The sequence below is a fragment of the Cryobacterium sp. Sr3 genome, from assembly GCF_004402835.1.
GTDB lineage: Bacteria > Actinomycetota > Actinomycetes > Actinomycetales > Microbacteriaceae > Cryobacterium > Cryobacterium sandaracinum.
Genome location: NZ_SOFA01000041.1, coordinates 73,814 through 92,904, shown reverse-complemented (window position 1 = coordinate 92,904; position 19,091 = coordinate 73,814). Strand labels below are relative to the sequence as shown.

The 19,091-nt window shown below is 67.9% G+C and carries 17 protein-coding genes; 11 read left to right on the top strand and 6 right to left on the bottom strand.

The features are described 5' to 3' along the window. Positions 1-55 precede the first annotated feature (55 nt). The 4 genes from sdhA to E3N94_RS13525 form a co-directional block, all read right to left on the bottom strand. Entirely contained in the window at positions 56-1,870 is a 1,815-nt protein-coding gene (gene sdhA, locus E3N94_RS13540; RefSeq protein ID WP_104100348.1) for a succinate dehydrogenase flavoprotein subunit, read from the bottom strand. A gap of 17 nt (positions 1,871-1,887) precedes the next feature. After that, positions 1,888-2,340: a succinate dehydrogenase hydrophobic membrane anchor subunit gene (locus E3N94_RS13535; protein WP_104100347.1), complete on the bottom strand. Its 453-nt coding sequence runs from the start codon at positions 2,338-2,340 to the stop codon at positions 1,888-1,890. 13 nt (positions 2,341-2,353) lie between these two features. Then, positions 2,354-2,767: a succinate dehydrogenase, cytochrome b556 subunit gene (gene sdhC, locus E3N94_RS13530; protein ID WP_104100346.1), complete on the bottom strand. Its 414-nt coding sequence runs from the start codon at positions 2,765-2,767 to the stop codon at positions 2,354-2,356. Positions 2,768-2,880: 113 nt separating this feature from the next. Then, on the bottom strand, positions 2,881-4,035 hold the full coding sequence (locus tag E3N94_RS13525) for a glycosyltransferase family 1 protein (RefSeq protein WP_134342669.1): 1,155 nt from the start codon (positions 4,033-4,035) through the stop codon (positions 2,881-2,883). A 79-nt stretch (positions 4,036-4,114) separates the two neighbouring features. Here E3N94_RS13525 and E3N94_RS13520 point away from each other — a divergent pair, with 79 nt between their 5' ends. From E3N94_RS13520 to E3N94_RS13475, 10 genes are all read left to right on the top strand, one after another. Then, positions 4,115-5,236 carry a mannose-1-phosphate guanylyltransferase gene (locus E3N94_RS13520; protein ID WP_134342668.1) on the top strand — a complete coding sequence of 374 codons (1,122 nt, stop codon included), beginning with the start codon at positions 4,115-4,117 and terminating at the stop codon, positions 5,234-5,236. A 212-nt stretch (positions 5,237-5,448) separates the two neighbouring features. Further along, complete coding sequence (locus E3N94_RS13515; RefSeq protein ID WP_104100343.1) at positions 5,449-6,543, top strand: BMP family ABC transporter substrate-binding protein; 1,095 nt, start codon at positions 5,449-5,451, stop codon at positions 6,541-6,543. 177 nt (positions 6,544-6,720) lie between these two features. Continuing rightward, positions 6,721-8,241, top strand: coding sequence for an ABC transporter ATP-binding protein (locus tag E3N94_RS13510; protein ID WP_104100342.1), 1,521 nt, complete (start codon positions 6,721-6,723; stop codon positions 8,239-8,241). A 41-nt stretch (positions 8,242-8,282) separates the two neighbouring features. Next, positions 8,283-9,506 carry an ABC transporter permease gene (locus E3N94_RS13505; protein ID WP_241977367.1) on the top strand — a complete coding sequence of 408 codons (1,224 nt, stop codon included), beginning with the start codon at positions 8,283-8,285 and terminating at the stop codon, positions 9,504-9,506. A 62-nt stretch (positions 9,507-9,568) separates the two neighbouring features. Further along, complete coding sequence (locus E3N94_RS13500; protein WP_233191324.1) at positions 9,569-10,798, top strand: ABC transporter permease; 1,230 nt, start codon at positions 9,569-9,571, stop codon at positions 10,796-10,798. Continuing rightward, a complete protein-coding gene (locus E3N94_RS13495) occupies positions 10,795-11,232 on the top strand; it encodes a cytidine deaminase (RefSeq protein WP_255409024.1) in 438 nt (145 codons plus the stop codon). The genes E3N94_RS13500 and E3N94_RS13495 overlap by 4 nt, the downstream gene beginning before the upstream one ends. A 2-nt stretch (positions 11,233-11,234) precedes the next feature. Next, positions 11,235-12,548, top strand: coding sequence for a thymidine phosphorylase (locus E3N94_RS13490; RefSeq protein ID WP_104100341.1), 1,314 nt, complete (start codon positions 11,235-11,237; stop codon positions 12,546-12,548). Between the two features lie 96 nt (positions 12,549-12,644). Next, complete coding sequence (locus tag E3N94_RS13485; protein WP_104100340.1) at positions 12,645-13,766, top strand: adenosine deaminase; 1,122 nt, start codon at positions 12,645-12,647, stop codon at positions 13,764-13,766. Positions 13,767-13,807: 41 nt separating this feature from the next. Continuing rightward, the gene (locus E3N94_RS13480) at positions 13,808-14,272 is read left to right on the top strand and encodes a PTS sugar transporter subunit IIA (RefSeq protein ID WP_104171377.1); all 465 of its coding nucleotides are present in this window, start codon (positions 13,808-13,810) and stop codon (positions 14,270-14,272) included. After that, complete coding sequence (locus tag E3N94_RS13475; protein WP_104100338.1) at positions 14,269-14,541, top strand: PTS sugar transporter subunit IIB; 273 nt, start codon at positions 14,269-14,271, stop codon at positions 14,539-14,541. The genes E3N94_RS13480 and E3N94_RS13475 overlap by 4 nt, the downstream gene beginning before the upstream one ends. A 113-nt stretch (positions 14,542-14,654) precedes the next feature. On the opposite strand, the gene E3N94_RS13470 is transcribed toward E3N94_RS13475, so the two are convergent. Together E3N94_RS13470 and E3N94_RS13465 are read right to left on the bottom strand one after the other, a co-directional pair. Then, a complete protein-coding gene (locus tag E3N94_RS13470) occupies positions 14,655-16,580 on the bottom strand; it encodes a phospho-sugar mutase (RefSeq protein WP_241987130.1) in 1,926 nt (641 codons plus the stop codon). Next, positions 16,577-17,410: a purine-nucleoside phosphorylase gene (locus E3N94_RS13465; RefSeq protein ID WP_104100337.1), complete on the bottom strand. Its 834-nt coding sequence runs from the start codon at positions 17,408-17,410 to the stop codon at positions 16,577-16,579. Before E3N94_RS13465 ends, E3N94_RS13470 begins: the two co-directional genes overlap by 4 nt. 191 nt (positions 17,411-17,601) lie before the next feature. Here E3N94_RS13465 and E3N94_RS13460 point away from each other — a divergent pair, with 191 nt between their 5' ends. After that, positions 17,602-19,038 (top strand): NAD(P)H-quinone dehydrogenase, encoded by a 1,437-nt coding sequence (locus E3N94_RS13460; RefSeq protein WP_104100336.1) that lies wholly within the window; start codon positions 17,602-17,604, stop codon positions 19,036-19,038. Positions 19,039-19,091: the final 53 nt, after the last annotated feature.

The following is a 19,091-nucleotide window of genomic DNA, read 5'->3' as shown; positions in this document are numbered from 1 at the left end:
CGCAGTTGTCGGTGCGGTAGCGGTTGCGGTTGCGGTTGCGGTTGCGGTACTCAACTCAGTACTTCCTTTCCATCGGCTGGTAGCGCGTGATGGTGACCGGCTTCCAGTCGAGCGCAATGTGGTCGGCGGCGTCGGCGGAGAGCGGGTCTCCGGTCAGGTAGGCCATGGTGTGCACAAGGTAGTTTGCGTCGTCGCGCAGGGGGAAGTCGTCGCGCATGTGCCCGCCGCGGCTCTCCTTGCGGTTGCGTGCGGAGTACACGACGACCTCGGCCAGGTCGAGCAGGAAGCCGAGTTCGACGGCCTCGAGAAGGTCGGTGTTGAACCGGCGGCCCTTATCCTGCACGCCGATGTTCTTGTACCGCTCGCGCAGGCCGTGGATCACGTTGGTGACGTCGGAGAGCGATTCGTCGGTGCGGAACACCTGCGCCTTGGCGTCCATCGTCTCCTGCAGCTCCTTGCGGAGCACGGCGATGCGCTCGGTTCCGGTCGAGGTGCGGATTCCTTCCAGCAGCTCCCGCACACCCCGGGCCGGGTCGGTCGGCAGCGGCGTGAACTCGGCCGTCGTGACATAGGCGACGGCGTTGTTGCCGGCGCGCTTGCCGAAGACGTTGATGTCGAGCAACGAGTTGGTGCCGAGGCGGTTGGAGCCGTGCACGGACACGCAGGCGCATTCGCCGGCCGCGTAGAGGCCGGGCACGACGGTCGTGTTGTTGCGCAGCACCTCCGCGTTCACGTTGGTGGGGATGCCGCCCATCGCGTAGTGCGCGGTGGGCATGACCGGCACCGGTTCGGTGACCGGGTCGACGCCCAGGTAGGTGCGGGCGAACTCGGTGATGTCGGGCAGCTTGGTCTCGAGCACCTCGGCACCGAGGTGGGTGCAGTCGAGGTACAGGTAGTCCTTGTTGGGACCGGCACCGCGGCCTTCCGCGACCTCCTTGACCATGCAACGGGCGATGATGTCCCGCGGGGCGAGGTCCTTGATGGTGGGCGCGTAGCGCTCCATGAACCGTTCGCCGGCCGCGTTGCGGAGGATGGCGCCCTCTCCGCGCGCGCCCTCGGTGAGCAGGATGCCGAGGCCCGCCAGTCCGGTCGGGTGGAACTGGAAGAACTCCATGTCCTCGAGCGGCAGGCCCTTGCGCCACACGATGCCCACGCCGTCGCCCGTGAGGGTGTGCGCGTTGGAGGTGGTCTTGTAGATCTTGCCGAACCCGCCGGTGGCGAAGATGAACGCCTTCGCCTGGAAGACGTGCAGTTCGCCGGTGGACAGGTCGTAGGCGACGACGGCCGAGGGCTGGTCGACCCCGTCGACCGGTGTCATGACCAGGTCGAGCACGTAGTACTCGTTGAAGAAGTTGATGCCGCGTTTGACGCAGTTCTGGTAGAGCGTCTGCAGGATCATGTGGCCGGTGCGGTCGGCGGCGTAGCAGGCCCGCCGTACCGGTGCCTTGCCGTGGTCGCTGGTGTGGCCGCCGAACCGGCGCTGGTCGATCTTGCCCTCCGGCGTTCGGTTGAAGGGCAGGCCCATGTTCTCGAGGTCGATGACCGCGTCGATGGCTTCCTTGGCGAGGATCTCGGCCGCGTCCTGGTCCACCAGGTAGTCGCCACCCTTGACCGTGTCGAAGGTGTGCCATTCCCAGTTGTCTTCTTCGACGTTGGCGAGGGCCGCGGCCATCCCGCCCTGCGCCGCACCCGTGTGCGAACGCGTCGGGTACAGCTTGGAGATCACGGCCGTGCTGGCGCCGGAGCCGGCTTCGATGGCGGCACGCATACCGGCACCCCCGGCTCCCACGATGACGATGTCGAACTGGTGGTAGTGCACACCGTCGATGACGGTGGACTCTGAGGGCGCGGTTGAAGCATCCGTAGTCATATGGGTTTTAGCAGCTCCTAAATGGCCGAGCAAAACGAGGGAAGAAGATCGGCGGGCGAACCGGCCGGGCAAGGGTCGAACGTGAAGACCACGAGCGTGCCGAGCACGATCAGGATCACGACGGCCGCCAGGATGGCGGACTTCAGGATGCCGCGGGTCAGACGCTGCGTGGCGTAGTCGTTGACCAGCGTGCGCATGCCATTGCCGCCGTGGATCAGGGCGAGCCAGAGCATGAGAACGTCCCAGACCATCCAGAACGGGGTGGTCAGCTTGCCGGCGACGAAAGCAAAGTTGAGGGCGCTGACGCCCTCGCCGACCATCAGGTTGACGAAGAGGTGTCCGAAGATGAGCACGACCAGCACGACGCCGGAGACGCGCATGTAGATCCAGCCCCACTTCTCCCAGTTCACGCCGCGGGAGCGCGGCGCGCGGGAGTAGGGGCTGCGGGGAGCTTCGATTGTGGATGTCATGGCTCTCCCCGTTCTAGTGGCTGAACACGTTGATCAGGTGGCGCGGCACGAAGGCGAGCATCGTTACCACCCACAGGGCGACCACGACGTAGAACATGGCCTTCTGGTACTTGGCGTTCCAGAAGTCGATCAGGATGATCCGAATCCCGTTGAAGGCGTGGAACACGATGGCCCCGACGAGCGCGGTTTCGCCGAGGCCCATGATCGGCGTCTGATAGCTGCTGATGACCGCGTTGTAGGCCTCCGGGCTGACGCGCACCAGCGCGGTGTCCAAGATGTGAACCAGCAAGAAGAAGAAGATCGCAACACCCGTAATGCGGTGGAGGACCCACGACCACATGCCCTCACGGCCCCGATACAGGGTTCCGGCGGGGCGACGTGATGTCGTCTTCTGCTGGGATGTCAGTGTCGCTGCCTGCTCTGGCATGACCAACCCTCCCTGGCTGTGTGGCGGCCTCGACGAAGCTGGCCGACAATGCGCCGTGCGCGCACAGAACAATTATAAGTGTCTCTGTGCCGAGATAAAACGCGAATGTCCGGCTAGCGCTGCATTGACAGCGGAACCGCAACCATGGCGCGAACGGCGGCTCGTTCGTCGACGACCTGCTCGTAATGCGCCAGCAGCGCGCCGCACACGTTTTCCCAGGATCGACCGAGCACGCTCCGTCGTCCCGCCTCGCCCATCCGCCGCCGCAGCGCAGGGTCCAGGACCAGCCGGGCGACGCAGCGGCGCAGGTCTCTCTCGTCGTCCGGAATGAATAGGAAACCGTTTTCACCGTGGCTGACCAGGTCGATCGGGCCGCCGGCCCGCGGTGCGACGACCGGCAGCCCGGCGGCGTGCGCCTCCTGCAGGGTCTGGCCGAAGGTCTCCTCGGTGCCCGCGTGCAGGAACAGGTCGAAGCTCGCGTAAGCCCGGGCGAGATCCGCCCCGTCCAGGCGGCCGAGCCAGGTCACCGGCATCCCGGCGAGCTCCCGCTCGAGCGCCGGCCGCGACGGGCCGTCGCCGACGAGGGCGAGACGGATGCCGGGCAGCCCGTGCAGGGCCCGGAACCTCTCCACCTGCTTCTCCGGTGCCAGGCGGCCGACGTAGCCCACGACGACCTCCCCGTTCGGGGCCAGCCGGCTCCGCAGCGCCGACGCCTCCGGGTCGGATCTCCGGTTGGGGTGGTAGCCGACCAGGTCGACGCCGCGGGTCCAGTGCGCCAGCCGCCGCAGGCCGATGCGGCGCAGGTCCGCCATCGACGCGGAGGAGGGAGCCAGGGTGAGGTCGGCTCCCTCGTGCACCCACTTGACGAAACGCCAGACGGACTGCGCGGCCGGGCCGAGCCGGTTGCGGCGGGCGTAGCCGGCGACATCCGTCTGGAAAACGGCGACGCTGGGAACGTCCTGCCGGTTCGCGGCCGCGATGCCCTGTGCGCCGAGCAGGAACGGCGACGCAGCGTGCAGCACGTCCGGGGCGAAATCGGCCAGCAGGCGGTGCACCTGCGGGCTGGGCATTCCCACCGGGAACTGCCGGTAGCGTGCCGCGGGAACACCGTGCACGGGGAACCCGGCGTACTCGGCCGGGGCGCCGGCCGGGGCGATGACCATCGCGTCGTGGCCCGTGCGGGAAAGATGCTCGAGCACCTTGCACACGCTCGTGGTGACTCCGCTGACCGTGGGCAGAAAACTTTCGGTGATGAGTGCAACCCTCATGAGGGTGACCCTAGGCACGCCCTCCGGCGCGCAGGTGAACGCACCGTGAACGGCGTGGACCGGGCGGTAGTCTGGCCGAATGCTGCCTTCCACGGAACCACTCGATCGTTTCTACAGCGTGATTCCCGCCGGTGGGATCGGATCCCGGCTGTGGCCGCTGTCCCGCGCCGACGCCCCCAAATTCCTGCACGACCTGACCGGCTCCGGCCAGACCCTGCTCAGGGCCACCTGGGATCGCCTCGCACCTCTGTCGGGCGAGCAGCGCATCATGGTGGTCACCGGCCGCGCGCACCGCGCCGCCGTCGAGGAGCAGCTCCCCGAGCTCGCCGACCTGAACGTGGTGCTCGAAAGCGAGCCGCGCGAGTCCACCGCCGCCATCGGCCTGGCCGCGGCGATTCTGGAGAAACGCGAACCGGACGTCATCATCGGCTCCTTCGCCGCCGACCACGTGATCAAGGGACACCACCTGTTCCGCCAGGCGGTCGCCGAGGCCGTGCGCGCCGCCGACGCCGGCTACATCGCCACCATCGGCATCCAGCCCACGGAGCCGGCCGTCGGCTTCGGCTATATCAAGACCGCCGGCGCGCTGCACATTGCCGGCGCCGCCAGCGCCCTGTCGGTGGACTCCTTCGTGGAGAAGCCCGACCTTGCCACCGCCCAGGACTACCTGGCCAACGGCACCTATTTCTGGAACGCCGGCATGTACATCGCCCGCGCCGACCGCCTGCTGGAAGAGATCGGGGCGTCCGAGCCCGAACTTCTCGCCGGGCTGCTCGAACTGGCCGAGGCCTGGGATACCCCGCGCCGCGGCGCCGTGGTCGACCGCGTCTGGCCCCGCCTGAAGAAGATCGCGATCGACTACTCGGTCGCCGAACCGGCGGCCGCCCGCGGCAGGCTCGCCGTGATCCCCGGCCAGTTCGACTGGGACGACGTGGGTGACTTCGCATCGATCGCGAAAATCCACGCCAACGGCCGCAAGCGCGATCTCGCCATCCTCGGCGACGGTGCCCGGGTGCTTGCGGACTCCTCGAGCGGGATCGTGGTCAGCCACACCGGGCGCATGATCGCCCTAATCGGCGTCGAGGACATCGTCGTGGTCGACACCCCGGACGCCCTCCTCATCACCACCAGCGCCAACGCGCAGAAGGTCAAGGCCGTCGTCGACGCGCTAAAGCTGTCCGGCAGCAACGACGTGCTCTAATCGGCATCAAACCCCCCGATCGGGGGCATTTTCGGGCCCGATTCGGCCGGGGCGTCCGGCGGGCCTCCCGCGGACCAGTATCGCGTCTTGATAACCTTTCGCCCGCGGGCCCGTTTTGCTCCTCTGAGCAGAGAATCATTCGATAGCGTGTAAACCAATACAGCCCCTTGCGAACCCGCGCCGGGCGACCATTGGAGGTCATTTTGACAATCATGAAACGACGGGTCGCATTCAGCGGCCTTGCCACGTTGGGCGTCGTGGCCCTTCTCGCAGCCTGTGCGCCGGCGCCGACCGATGAGGGAACCGCTGGTGGCGGTGCCGAATCCGACTACCTGCCCTGCATCGTCTCCGACTTCGGCGGCTTCGACGACAAGTCCTTCAACCAGTCCAGCTTCGAGGGCATCACCAAGGCCTCCGACGAGCTCGGCATCGAATTCCAGCAGGCCGAGTCCAAGTCGGAAGACCAGTACGGCCCGAACGTCTCGAGCATGGTCGACCAGGGTTGCGACTTCGTCCTCACCGTCGGTTTCGCCCTCTCCAACGCCACCCGCGATGCCGCCCAGGCCGCGCCCGACACCAACTTCGCGCTGATCGACTCCGCGCTCTCCAATGACGACTTCAGCCCACTGACGCTCGACAACGTGAAGCCGGTGCTGTACGACACGGCGCAGGCCGCGTTCCTGGCCGGCTACCTGGCCGCGGGCACCACCAAGACCGGAGTCGTCGGCACCTACGGCGGACTCCAGTTCCCGTCGGTCACCATCTTCATGGACGGCTTTGTCGACGGCGTCGCGTACCACAACGAGAAGAAGGGCACCGACGTCACCGTCAGCGGCTGGGACAAGGCCACCCAGACCGGCCTGTTCGCCGGTGGCTTCGACGACATCAACCAGGGCAAGGCGCTCAGCACCACTCTGATCGACGCCGGCGCTGACATCATCCTCCCGGTCGCCGGACCGCTCTTCCAGGGCACCGCGCAGGCCATTCAGGACTCCGGCAAGGACGTCGCCATCATCGGTGTCGACAGCGACCTGTTCGAGACCACGCCCGAGTTCGCATCGCTGTACCTCACCTCGGTACTCAAGCAGATGACGGATGCCACCGAGCAGATCATCCTCGACGACGCTGAGGGCGACTTCTCGTCCACCCCCTACGTCGGCACGCTCGAGAACGAGGGCGTCGACATCGCCCCGCTCCACGACTGGGAGTCCAAGGTCGACCCCGCGGTCATGACCGAGATCGAGGCCATCAAGGCCGACATCATCAGCGGTGCTCTCAAGGTTGAGTCGCCCGCGACCCCGAAGTAGCACCGAAGCAGCACTCAGACGCAGTCGGGGAGGCACGCATCTTGCGGGCCTCCCCTCTTGCGTCAGTGGGCGGATGTCGTCGGCCGGGATGCCTGCACACCCAAGCGAACGGTGCCACCCCGCCAACATATGAGCAAGAGCGTCAACTTTCGCTCGTCACTGAATAGAATCGACGACATGAAGCTCGAACTTCGAGGCATTACGAAGCGATTCGGTGCCCTGGTCGCGAATGACCACATTGACCTCACCGTCGAGGCCGGAGAAATCCACGCACTGCTCGGCGAAAACGGCGCGGGGAAATCCACCCTGATGAACGTGCTCTACGGCCTGTACCGGGCCGAGGAGGGCGATATCCTCCTCGACGACGTGGTGCAGCACTTCAGCGGCCCCGGCGACGCCATGGCCGCCGGCATCGGCATGGTGCACCAGCACTTCATGCTCATCCCGGTGTTCACCGTCGCCGAGAACGTCATGCTCGGGCATGAGGAGACCAAGGCGGGCGGTCGCCTCGACCTGCCCGCGGCCCGCAAGCACGTGCGCGAGATCTCCCGACGGTTCGGGTTCGACGTCGACCCGGATGCGCTCGTCGAAGACCTCCCCGTCGGCGTGCAGCAGCGGGTCGAGATCATCAAGGCGCTCTCGCGCGACGCGAAGGTGCTCGTCTTCGACGAGCCCACCGCCGTGCTCACGCCGCAGGAGACCGACGAGCTGATGGTCATCATGCGCCAGCTCAAGGCGAGCGGTACCTCCATCGTGTTCATCACCCACAAGCTGCGCGAGGTGCGCGAAGTCGCCGACCGGATCACCGTCATCCGTCTGGGCAAGGTCGTCGGTGAGGCGTCCCCGACCGCGAGCAACGTCGAGCTGGCCACCCAGATGGTCGGCCGTGCGGTCGACCTCACCGTGGACAAGTCCCCGGCACTGCCCGGTGAGGTGGTTCTGTCGGTGAAGAACCTCACCGTGCTGGGCCCGCACGGCCAGATCCTGGTCAACAACGTCAGCTTCGAGGTGCACAAGGGCGAGATCCTGGCCATCGCCGGGGTGCAGGGAAACGGCCAGACCGAACTCACCGAGGCGATGATGGGGCTCCAATCGCGGGTTTCCGGGGAGATCACCCTCGACGGCAAGTCGCTGCGCGGGCATTCGGTGCGCCAGGTACTCGACGCCGGAGTCGGATTCGTGCCGGAAGACCGCAACGAAGACGGACTGGTCGGTGAGTTCACCATCGCCGAGAACCTCATGCTCGACCGCTCGAACAAGCTCCCCTTCGTCAAACGGTGGAACGTGCAGCGGGCCTTCCTCGCCGCGTTCGCCGAAAAAAAAGTCACAGAGTTCGACGTGCGCGCCCAGGGCATCGAGACCCCGGTCGGCAAGCTCTCCGGCGGCAACCAGCAGAAGGTCGTGCTCGCCCGCGAGCTCGGCCGCGATCTGCGCCTCTTCGTCGCAGCCCAGCCCACCCGCGGGCTCGACGTCGGCTCGGTGGAGTTCGTCCACGAACGCATCGTGGCCACCCGGGATGCCGGCACGCCCGTGATCGTCATCTCGACGGAGCTCGACGAGGTGGCAGCCCTCGCGGACCGGATCATGGTCATGTACCGCGGTCGCATCGTCGGCATCGTTCCCGGTGACACGCCGCGCGCCGTACTCGGTTTGATGATGGCCGGCGAAACGCCCGCCGGAGAAGGAGCTGCCGCGTGAGCGCGACACAGGGTCCCACGACCGAGTCAGGAACGCCGTCAATCCCGGCCCCCGAACAGCCGTCCCGCTGGAACCAGGCGTTTCGCGAGATCACCACCGGCAACGCGATCATCTCCGTGCTCGCCGTCGTGCTCGCGCTTTTCGTCGGCGGCATCATGATCGCCTTCACCAACGAGGGCGTTCAGGAAGCCGCAGGCTACTTCTTCTCCCGGCCCGGCGACCTGCTGCGGGAAGTCTGGTATTCCGTGTCCGGCGCCTACTCGGCCCTGTTCCAGGGGTCGGTCTACAACTTCCGTCGACCGAGCTTCGCCGCCGGCATCAAGCCGCTCACCGAGACGCTCACCTTCGCGACCCCGCTGATCATGGCGGGGCTCGGCGTGGCGCTGGGCTTCCGGGTGGGCATGTTCAACATCGGTGGCCGCGGCCAGATGCTGATTGCCGCCGCCCTCGGCGGCTGGGTCGGTTTCGCCGTCGACCTGCCCTACGGCCTGCACATGGTCGCGGCCCTCGTGGCCGGCGTGCTCGGCGGCGCCCTCTGGGGTGGGATCGTGGGTCTGCTCAAGGCCCGCACCGGCGCCCATGAGGTGATCACCACGATCATGCTCAACTACGTCGCGTTCTACCTGGTCAGCTACCTGCTGCGTGAGGGCTTCCTGAAGACCCCCGGATCGAACAACCCGAAGAGCCCGGCGACGAAGGTCACCGCGGTCTTCCCCGACCTTCTCGGCTCGACGTACTCGCTGCACTTCGGCTTCATCCTGGCCATCGCCGCCACGGTTTTCACCTGGTGGCTGCTGTCCCGGTCGAACCTAGGCTTCCAGTTCCGGGCCGTGGGACTGAACCCCCACGCGGCGCGCGTCGCCGGCATCAGCGTCAAGCGCATCTACGTCTACGCGATGCTGTTCTCGGGCGGACTGATCGGCCTGGCCGGCATCAACCAGGTGCTCGGCACCACGACCAGCGGTTTCGGCGCCGGACTGGACTCCGGTATCGGCTTCGATGCGATCACGGTCGCGCTGCTGGGCCGTTCCAAGCCCTGGGGTGTGTTCGCCGCGGGCATCCTGTTCGGCGCGTTCAAGGCCGGCGGTTTCTCGATGCAGGCGGCCGAGGGTGTGCCGATCGACATCGTGCTCGTCGTGCAGTCACTGATCGTGCTTTTCATCGCGGCTCCGCCTCTCGTGCGGGCCATCTTCCGACTGCCGGCCCCGGGCTCCGCGCCCCGCCGGGCACTGCCCAACGTTTCCCAGGAGGTGGCTGCACAGTGAGCACCGTTGCCCCGGCCGTCCAGCCCGTATCGTCGACCGCCGACGATCGCCCCGACTTCAAAATCGTGAAGAGTTGGAAGTCGCCCATCGCCCTGGCGATTTTCACCGTCGTCGCCTTCGCGCTCTTCGTGGCCTTCGGCCGCGAGGGCGTCAGCACCATGCGGCTCTCCACCTCGAGCGACCTGATCCAGCTTCCCGATCTCCTGCTGCCCACCCGGCTGACCGGCATCGTCATCAGTGTGCTGCTGCTTGTGATCACGGGCGTGAGCGTGTGGCTGGTGCAGTCCCGGCGTCAGGTGCCGATCTGGCTTATCTCCGTCTACGCGGTGCTCTTCCTGATCGGATTCCTGGTCTGGGCCGCCGCCGGCGAGTCCATCCCGGTGCCCGGGCTGCTGTTCGGTTCGCTCAGCCTGGCTGTACCGCTGATCTTCGGTGCTCTCGGCGGTGTCATCTCCGAACGGGTCGGCGTGGTCAACATCGCCATTGAGGGGCAACTGCTCGCCGGGGCGTTCACCTCGGCCATGGTGGCGTCCCTGACCAACCAGCCCATCCTCGGCCTCGTCGCGGCCATGTTCGCCGGCGTTCTCGTTTCGATGGTGCTCGCCTCGTTCTCGATCAAGTACTTCGTCGACCAGGTCATCGTCGGTGTCGTGCTCAACGTTCTCGTGATCGGCGTCACCGGTTTCCTTTACTCCCAGGTGATGGCGCCCAACGCGGCCCTGCTCAACCAGCCGCCTCGATTCGAGCGGATCAACATCCCGCTGCTCAGCGAGATCCCGATCATCGGACCGGTCTTGTTCCGGCAGACCCTGATCGTCTACATCATGTATGTGGCCGTCGCCTTGGTGTACTACGGCATCTTCCACACCCGGTGGGGCCTGCGCCTCCGCAGCGTGGGCGAGCACCCCCAGGCGGCAGACACCGTCGGCATCAACGTCGGCCGCACCCGGTTCTGGAACGTGTCGCTCGCCGGCGCGATCGTCGGCCTCGGCGGCGCCTACTTCACCCTCGGTTCGGTGGGCGCTTTCGGCAAGGAGATGACCGCCGGAGCCGGCTTCATCGCGCTGGCCGCCGTGATCTTCGGCCGTTGGGATCCGATCCGGGCCACGCTGGCCGCCCTCCTGTTCGGGTTCGCGAGCAACTTGCAGAACGTGCTCAGTGTCATCGGTTCGCCGGTGCCGAGCGAGTTCATGCTCATGCTGCCGTACCTGATCACCATCGCCGCCGTTGCCGGGTTCGTCGGAACGTCGCGGGGACCGGCGGCATCCGGCAAGCCCTACATCAAATCGTGACCGGCGTGAGCCACGGCGCCTCGCCAGCGGCCGGCGACATCGACTGGGCGGCGCTGCGGGAGGCCGCGACGACGGCGATGGCCCAGGCCTATGTGCCGTACTCGAAGTTCCCGGTCGGCGCCGCGGCGCAGGTCACCGACGGTCGTGTGATCAGCGGATGCAACGTGGAGAACGCCTCCTACGGGCTCACCCTCTGCGCCGAATGCGCCCTCGTCTCCGTGCTGCACCTGACCGGGGGAGGCCACCTCGTCGCGTTCACCTGCGTCGACGGCAACGGCCGAACGCTGATGCCCTGCGGTCGCTGCCGCCAGCTGTTGTACGAACATTCCGCGCCCGGCATGCTGCTGGAGACGGTGTCGGGTGTGCGCACCATCGATGAAGTGCTGCCGGACGCCTTCGGGCCGAGGCAGCTCGCCGAATATCAGGAAGAGTAGCTGTGAGCACCAACGAGAACCGTATCGAGGCCTTCGACGCCGTGGACCTGATCCATGCCAAGCGTGATCGGGGCGAGCTCAGCACGCCGCAGATCGACTGGCTGATCGACGCGTACACGCGCGGTTACGTCGGCGACGAGCAGATGGCCGCCATGACCATGGCGATCTTCCTGAACGGCATGAATCGCCGGGAGATCAAGGATCTCACCATGGCGATGCTGAGCAGCGGTGAGCGGATGAGCTTCGCCGGACTCGGCAAGCCGACCACCGACAAGCACTCCACCGGCGGCGTCGGCGACAAGATCACCCTGCCGCTGATGCCACTCGTGGCGGTCTTCGGTGCGGCCGTGCCGCAGCTGTCCGGCCGCGGCCTCGGCCACACCGGCGGCACCCTCGACAAGCTCGAATCCATCCCCGGCTGGCGTGCGCACCTCACCAACGAGGAGATGTTCGCGCAGCTGCAGGAATTCGGCGGCGTGATCTGCGCTGCGGGCGGCGGTCTGGCCCCGGCCGACGGCAAGCTCTACGCGCTGCGCGACATCACCGGCACCGTCGAGGCGATCCCGCTGATCGCGTCGTCGATCATGTCGAAGAAGATCGCGGAGGGCACCGGCGCCCTCGTCCTGGACGTGAAGTTCGGGTCGGGCGCGTTCCTGAAAGACATCGAACGGTCCCGGGAGCTCGCCCGCACCATGGTCGCCCTCGGCGAGGACGCCGGCGTGGCGACATCCGCTCTGCTCACCAATATGAACGTGCCGCTCGGGCTCGCGATCGGAAACGCCAACGAGGTGCGTGAATCGGTCGAGGTTCTCGCCGGCGGCGGGCCGGCGGATGTCGTCGAGCTCACCGTGGCCCTGGCCCGGGAGATGCTCGCTCTGGTGGGCATCACCGACGTCGACGTGGAATCCGCTCTCACGGACGGACGCGCCATGGACAAGTGGCGCGACGTGATCCGTGCCCAGGGCGGCGATCCCGACGCCCCGCTGCCCGTGGCCCGGGAGACCCACGTCGTCACCGCCCTGCGCGACGGTGTGCTCGTCGAGCAGCAGGCGCTGCCGTTCGGCATCGGCGCCTGGCGCCTCGGCGCCGGCCGCGCCCGCAAGCAGGATCCGGTGCAGCACGCCGCCGGCATCGACCTGCACGCCAAGCCGGGCGATACCGTGCGCGCCGGCCAGCCCCTGTTCACCCTCAGTGCCGACGAACCCGAGCGCTTCGCGCGGGCCCTGGAGGCCGTGGACGGCGCATATCGCATCGGCGACCCCGGCGAGCCCGTGCAGGACGGCGGCCCGCTGATCGCCGAGCGTATCGGCCGCTGAACCGCCCGGCCGGTCTCGGCCCGTGCATCTGAACGGATGTGCGGGCCGGCTCAGCCAGCAGTGTGACTCTCAGCACCCAGCCGGTAGATTAGGGGGGTGAACACGAGCCCTGAGGACTACCTGCTGCCCGGTGCCGGCACGAGCATCAACGCACTGCCGAAGATCTCCCTGCACGACCACCTCGACGGCGGCCTGCGCCCGCAGACCATCATCGAGCTGGCCGGCGCGGTCGGGCTGGCGCTACCGGCGACGGATGCCCGATCGCTCGGCTCCTGGTTCAGCACCCAGGCCGACTCCGGCACCCTGGTCGACTACCTGAAGACTTTCGACGTCACCGTCGGCGTGATGCAGACCCGCGAGGCCCTGGTGCGCGTGGCCCGCGAATTCGTGGAGGACCTCGCCGCCGACGGCGTGATCTACGGGGAGATCCGCTGGGCCCCCGAGCAGCACCTGGCCCGCGGCCTCACCCTCGACCAGAGCGTCGAGGCGGTGCAGGAGGGCATCGAGGCCGGCATCGCGCTGGTCGCGGGTGCCGGGTCCCGCATTCGGATCGGCCAGCTGATCACGGCCATGAGGCATGCCGAGCGCAGCCTGGAGATCGCGGAACTCGCCGTGCGGCATCGTTCCAACGGGGTTGTCGGCTTCGACATCGCCGGGGCCGAACTGGGGTTCCCGGCCCACCACCACCGGGACGCGTTCGACTTCCTCGCGAAGGCCTTCCTGCCCGTCACCGTGCATGCGGGCGAGGCTGACGGGTTGGAGAGCATCCGTGGGGCGCTTTACGACGGCCGGGCATTGCGCCTGGGCCACGGCGTGCGTCTGGCCGAGGAAATCGTGATCGGGCGCGAAGACGCGGAGAACACCTACGTCACGCTCGGCCCGGTGGCGCAGTGGGTGCGCGACCGCGACATCGCCCTCGAGCTCAGCCCGTCGTCCAACCTGCAGACCGGCGCAATCGCCGCGTGGGGCGCGGACCTGCTCGACCACCCCTTCGACCTGCTCTACCAGCTGGGCTTCCGAGTCACGGTCAACACCGACAACCGCCTGATGAGCAGCACCACCCTGACCCAGGAACTCGCGCTGCTCAGCGATGCGTTCGGCTACGACATCGACGACCTCGAGGTCTTCCAGCTCAACGCGGCGCAGGCCGCGTTCCTTCCGCTCGACGAACGCGAAGAACTGGCGGACGCCATCGTCGCCGGTTTCGAAAGCGCCTGAGCGACTCGCGAAAGCCGACCCCCTACCCCGTGAAAGTTCCCATGCCCCTTCCGCCCCTGCCCCTCGAAGCCATCGCGATCGGCGTCCACGTCGACGATTGGCGCGGCGCGGTGGCCGCCGCCGGTGGCGCCCTCGAGCGCTCCGGCGCCACCGCCCCCGAATACACGAAGCGCATGATCGCCGTCATCGAGGAATTCGGTGCCTACGTGGTCATCGCCCCCGGGCTGGCGCTCGCGCACGCCCGACCCGGACCCGATGTGCACACCGAGGGTCTCAGCATCGTGACCCTGGCCGACCCGGTCGCGTTCGGACATCCGCACAACGACCCGGTCAGCGTGGTGCTCGGGCTCGCCGTCACCAGCTCCGACGAGCACGTGCTGCTCGTGGCCGAGCTGGCCAACGTCTTCAACGACGCGCACGTCATCCCCTCGCTCGCCGCGGCCACGGATGCCGACGCCATCCGCGCCCTGCTCGGCGTGCCGACCGCAACCGAGGAGCCCTCATGAAGATCGTCGCACTCTGCGGGGTGGGAGTGGGAACCTCCGCCATCCTCAAAATCAACGCCGAGCGCGCGCTCAAACGCCTCGATATCGAAGCCTTCGTCACGGCCACCGACATCGCCGGGGTGAGCACGGTCGGGGCGGATGCCCAGGTCATCCTGACCTCGTCGGAGCTGGTCGACGCCATCGGCAAGACCAATGCCGATATCGTCGTGATCGACAACTACTTCGATGTGGACGAGCTCACCGCCAAGCTGGAGACCGCCCTGGGCTGACGCCCTCGCGGCGGTGCGCTGCAGCTGCGCCCTTGCGCGCGAGGCACGCCACCCGCGCAGCGGCGCAACACCCGCGCGCCGTGCGAACGGATGCTGCACCGCGCTTCGCGGGGCTACGCGATCAGGTCGCGCATGCCCCGGTCGAGCTCCGCGAGGGTTGCCTCGGCGGCGGCCCGGCGTTCGGCGACCGTGCCGACGGAACTGCTGGTGTCGAGGTAGACCTTGAGCTTGGGCTCGGTGCCGCTCGGGCGCACCATGACGCGGGAGCCGTCGGCCAGCCGGATGCGCAGCACGTCGCTGGGCGGCAGGCCGTTGAAGCCCCCGGAGAGGTCGTCGATGTGGTCGACGGCGATGCTGCCGACGAAGACCGGGGGTGTCTCGCGCAGCCGCGCCATGACCTGCTCGATCTCGGTCAGGTCGGTGACGCGCACCGAGATCTGGCCGGAGGCGAAGTGGCCGAAGCGTTCGCTGAAACGGTCGAGGTGCTGGGCGAGGGTGACGCCCTCCGCCTTCAGATTGCTGACCAGGGAGAGCAGCGCCACGGCGGCGGAGATGCCGTCTTTGTCGCGCACGGTCTCGGGGTTCACGAGGTAGCCGAGGGCCTCCTCGAAGCCGAAGATCAGGTCGGGCGCGCGCGACACCCACTTGAAGCCGGTGAGGGTGTCGGTGAACCGCAGCCCGTAGGCCTTCGCCACGGCCTCCAGCGCCGGGGTGGAGACGATGGAGCACGCGAGGGTGCCGGTGGCGCCGCCGTCACCGGTGACGCTCGCGGCCAGTTCCGCGGCTCGCCAGCCGAGGATCGCCCCGACCTCGTTGCCGCTGAGACGCCGGTACCCGTCGGGGGACCCCTCTTGCGGGATGGCGATCGCAAGGCGGTCGGCGTCGGGGTCGTTGGCGATGATCAGCTCGGCGCCGGTCTCACGGGCCGTCTCGTAGGCGAGGTCCATCGCGCCGGGTTCTTCGGGGTTGGGGAAGGAGACCGTGGGGAAGGCGGCATCCGGGGCGATCTGGGCGTCGACGAGCGTGGGAAGGTCGAAGCCGGCGGCTTGAAGCACCCGGCGGGTGGTGTCCCAGCCGACGCCGTGCAGGGCCGTGTAAACCGTGTTGACCTGCGCGAGGGGCCGGCGGGCAAGACCTGCCGTCGCGTCGATGTAGGCCTGCACGATCGACTCGGGCGCCGTCTCGTAGGGTGCCCGGGGCAGGTCGGGAACCCGTTCCTCCGCGGCGACGCGCAGGATCTCGGCCGCGATCGCGGCGTCGTCGGGCGAAACGATCTGGGAGCCTTGGTTGGCGCCGCCCAGGTAGACCTTGTAGCCGTTGTCGTTGGGCGGGTTGTGCGAGGCGGTGACCATGATGCCCGCGCCGACGTCGAGGTGGCGCACAGCAAACGCGAGCACGGGGGTCGGTAGTAAACGGGGGAGCAGGATGGCGCGTACCCCTGCACCGGCCATGATCGCGGCCGAGTCAGTGGCGAAGACCTGCGAGTTCTTGCGCCCGTCATAGCCGATGACGACCGAGGGGACCCGGCCCGGGGCGGCGTTCTTCGTCAGGAACGCGGCGAGGCCGGCGGCTGCCTGGCAGACGAGTACGCGGTTCATCCGGTTGGAGCCGGCGGCGATGGCGCCGCGCAGACCCGCCGTGCCGAAGGCGAGGCGCTCGTCGAAGCGGGCGTGCAGCTCCGCGAGTGCGACGGCGTCGCCGTCGCCGGCCCCGCGCAGCAGGAGGCGCAGCTCGGCCTGGGTCTCGGGATCGGGGTCCTGGCTGAGCCAGGCATTGGCCACGGCGATCACGGTCGGCGTGGCAGCCGCGGCCGGAGCGGAGTCGGTGCCGGTCTCGCTGCCGCTCACGGCATCCGTGCCGGTGCCGGTGCCTGTGTCGTCGTCGGCGCCGATGGTGTTGATGACCATCGTGTCGGGCAGGACTGTTTCGGTGGCGCCGGTGCCGGTGGCGGCATCGGCACCGGCAGCGGACGCGGGAGCAGCGTCGGCGGCGGCGGAATGCCGGCCGGTGATCTGCGGGTCGGTATTGTCGAGGCTCACAGTGCGGCCACGATCCGGGCGAGGAGCGCGCTGATGACGGGCTCGGCGAGCTTTCCGGCCTCGAGCACCTCCGAGTGGCTGAGCGGGTCCTGCTGGATTCCGGCCGCGAGGTTGGTGATCAGCGACAGACCGAGGATCTCCATGCCCGACTGGCGGGCGGCGATCGCCTCGAGGGCGGTCGACATGCCGACGATGTGGCCGCCGATGACCTTGGCCATCTGCACCTCGGCCGGCGTCTCGTAGTGCGGGCCGCGGAACTGGCAGTACACGCCCTCGTCGAGCGATGGGTCGATGGTGCGGGCCAGGTCGCGCAGGCGGCGCGAGTAGAGGTCGGTCAGGTCGACGAACGTCGCGCCCTCGAGGGGCGAGTCGGCGGTGAGGTTGATATGGTCGCTGATCAGCACGGGGGTGCCGGCTTTCCAGGTCTCCCGGATGCCGCCGGCACCGTTGGTGAGGATCATGGTCGTCGCGCCGGTGGCGGCGGCGGTGCGCACGCTGTGCACGACCCGGCGCACGCCGTGGCCTTCGTAATAGTGCGTGCGGGCGCCGATGAGGAGGGCGCGCTTGCCGCTGGGCAGCAGCACCGAGCGCAGAGTGCCGGCGTGGCCGGCCAGGGCGGGTGCACTGAAACCGGTGATGTACTGCGCGTCGAGGGTGTGCGTGGTCTCGCCGATGAGATCGGCGGCCTTGCCCCATCCGCTGCCCAGGGTCAGGGCGATGTCGTGGCGGGCTACGCCCGTGGCTTCGGCGATTTCAGAAGCGGCGGTCCGTGCAACATCAAACGGATCGGTTTCTGGCGCGTCAAGCAAGTTATTGTCGGTCTTCAGCATCCCCCTACTCTAATTGCCCGCCGATTTCGGGACCGTTCCCTTGTTCAATTCGACGGAGATTTTGGGATTTCACGGCGAAAAAGGGGCCTGAACGTCAATTTTGGGCAGAATCTCCGTCGAATTGGTTCGTCGACGGGGGAGCGGAGCCCCGGGGTTTGGCGGCGGGCGCGCCGGGGCAGGAGAATATGAGCATGGCCTACGACTTCGAACGCAAGCAGCGCATCGCTATCCTCGGCGGAGGCCCCGGCGGGTACGAGGCCGCCCTGGCCGGCGCTCAGCAGGGCGCCGAGGTCACCCTGATCGAGCGTGTCGGCGTCGGCGGTTCGGCCGTGATCACGGACGTCGTCCCGTCCAAGTCCCTCATCGCGACGGCCGAGGCCACCAACTCGATCCACGACGCGACCGAGCTCGGCGTACAGCTGTTCGTGCGCGGCGAAAAGGGCAAGCCGGCCCGCCCCGAGGTGGCCATCAACCTCGCCGCGGTCAACAAGCGGCTCCTGGCACTGGCCCGGCAGCAGTCCGAAGACATGAAGTCCACCCTGATGCGCGCCGGGGTCAACCTGGTGCACGGCCACGGCCGGCTGGACGGTACCAGCGGCGTGATCGTGTCCACGGCCGAAGACGGCTCCGGCACGGACTTCGACCGGATCGAGGCCGACACGATCGTCGTCTCCGTCGGGGCAACCCCGCGCATCCTGCCCACCGCGCTCCCCGACGGCGAGCGCATCCTCACCTGGACGCAGCTCTACAACCTGCGGGCCGTACCCGATCACCTTATCGTCGTGGGCTCCGGGGTGACCGGGGCCGAATTCGCCTCCGCCTACCGCGCCCTCGGTGCCAAGGTCACCCTGATTTCCAGCCGCGACCGCGTGCTGCCCGGTGAGGACGCCGACGCCGCGAACGTGGTCGAGAACGTATTCAAGCGCAACGGCATGGTCGTGCTCAGCAAGTCCCGCGCCGAGTCCGTCGTGCGCACGGTGGGTGGAGTGCTGGCCACGCTGGCCGACGGCCGAACCGTCGAGGGTAGCCACTGCCTGATCGCGGTCGGGTCCGTGCCGAACACGAAGGGCCTCGGCCTCGAGGAAGCCGACGTGCAGCTCACCGACTCCGGTCACATCCGGGTGAACCGGGTCGCGCGCACGTCGATGCCGAACATCTACGCGGCCGGGGACTGCACGACCGAGCTGCCGCTGGCATCCGTCGCCTCGATGATGGGCCGCACGGCCGTGTTCCACGCCATGGGCGACGCGGTCAACCCGATCGAGATTCGCAACGTCGCGGCCAACATCTTCACGCAGCCGGAGATCGCCACGGTCGGCTGGACCCAGAAGCAGATCGAGGACGGCCTCACTCGCGGCAGCATCTACAAGCTCCCGCTCGCTTCGAACCCTCGGGCCAAGATGATGGGCATCAAGGACGGCTTCGTGAAGCTGTTCGCCACCACCACCACCGGCACCGTCATCGGCGGCGTGATCGTGGCCCCTAAGGCCAGCGAACTGATCTTCCCGCTCGCCCTGGCCGTGGAGCACCGGCTCACCGTCGACGAGGTCGCACGAGCGTTCCCGGTCTACCCGTCGCTGACGCATTCGATCACGGATGCCGCCCGCGCCATGCACATCGTGCTCTGACGCCTTCGAGAGACACCACAAACGAAAGAAAAGACAACGCCCTCGTTCTTGGA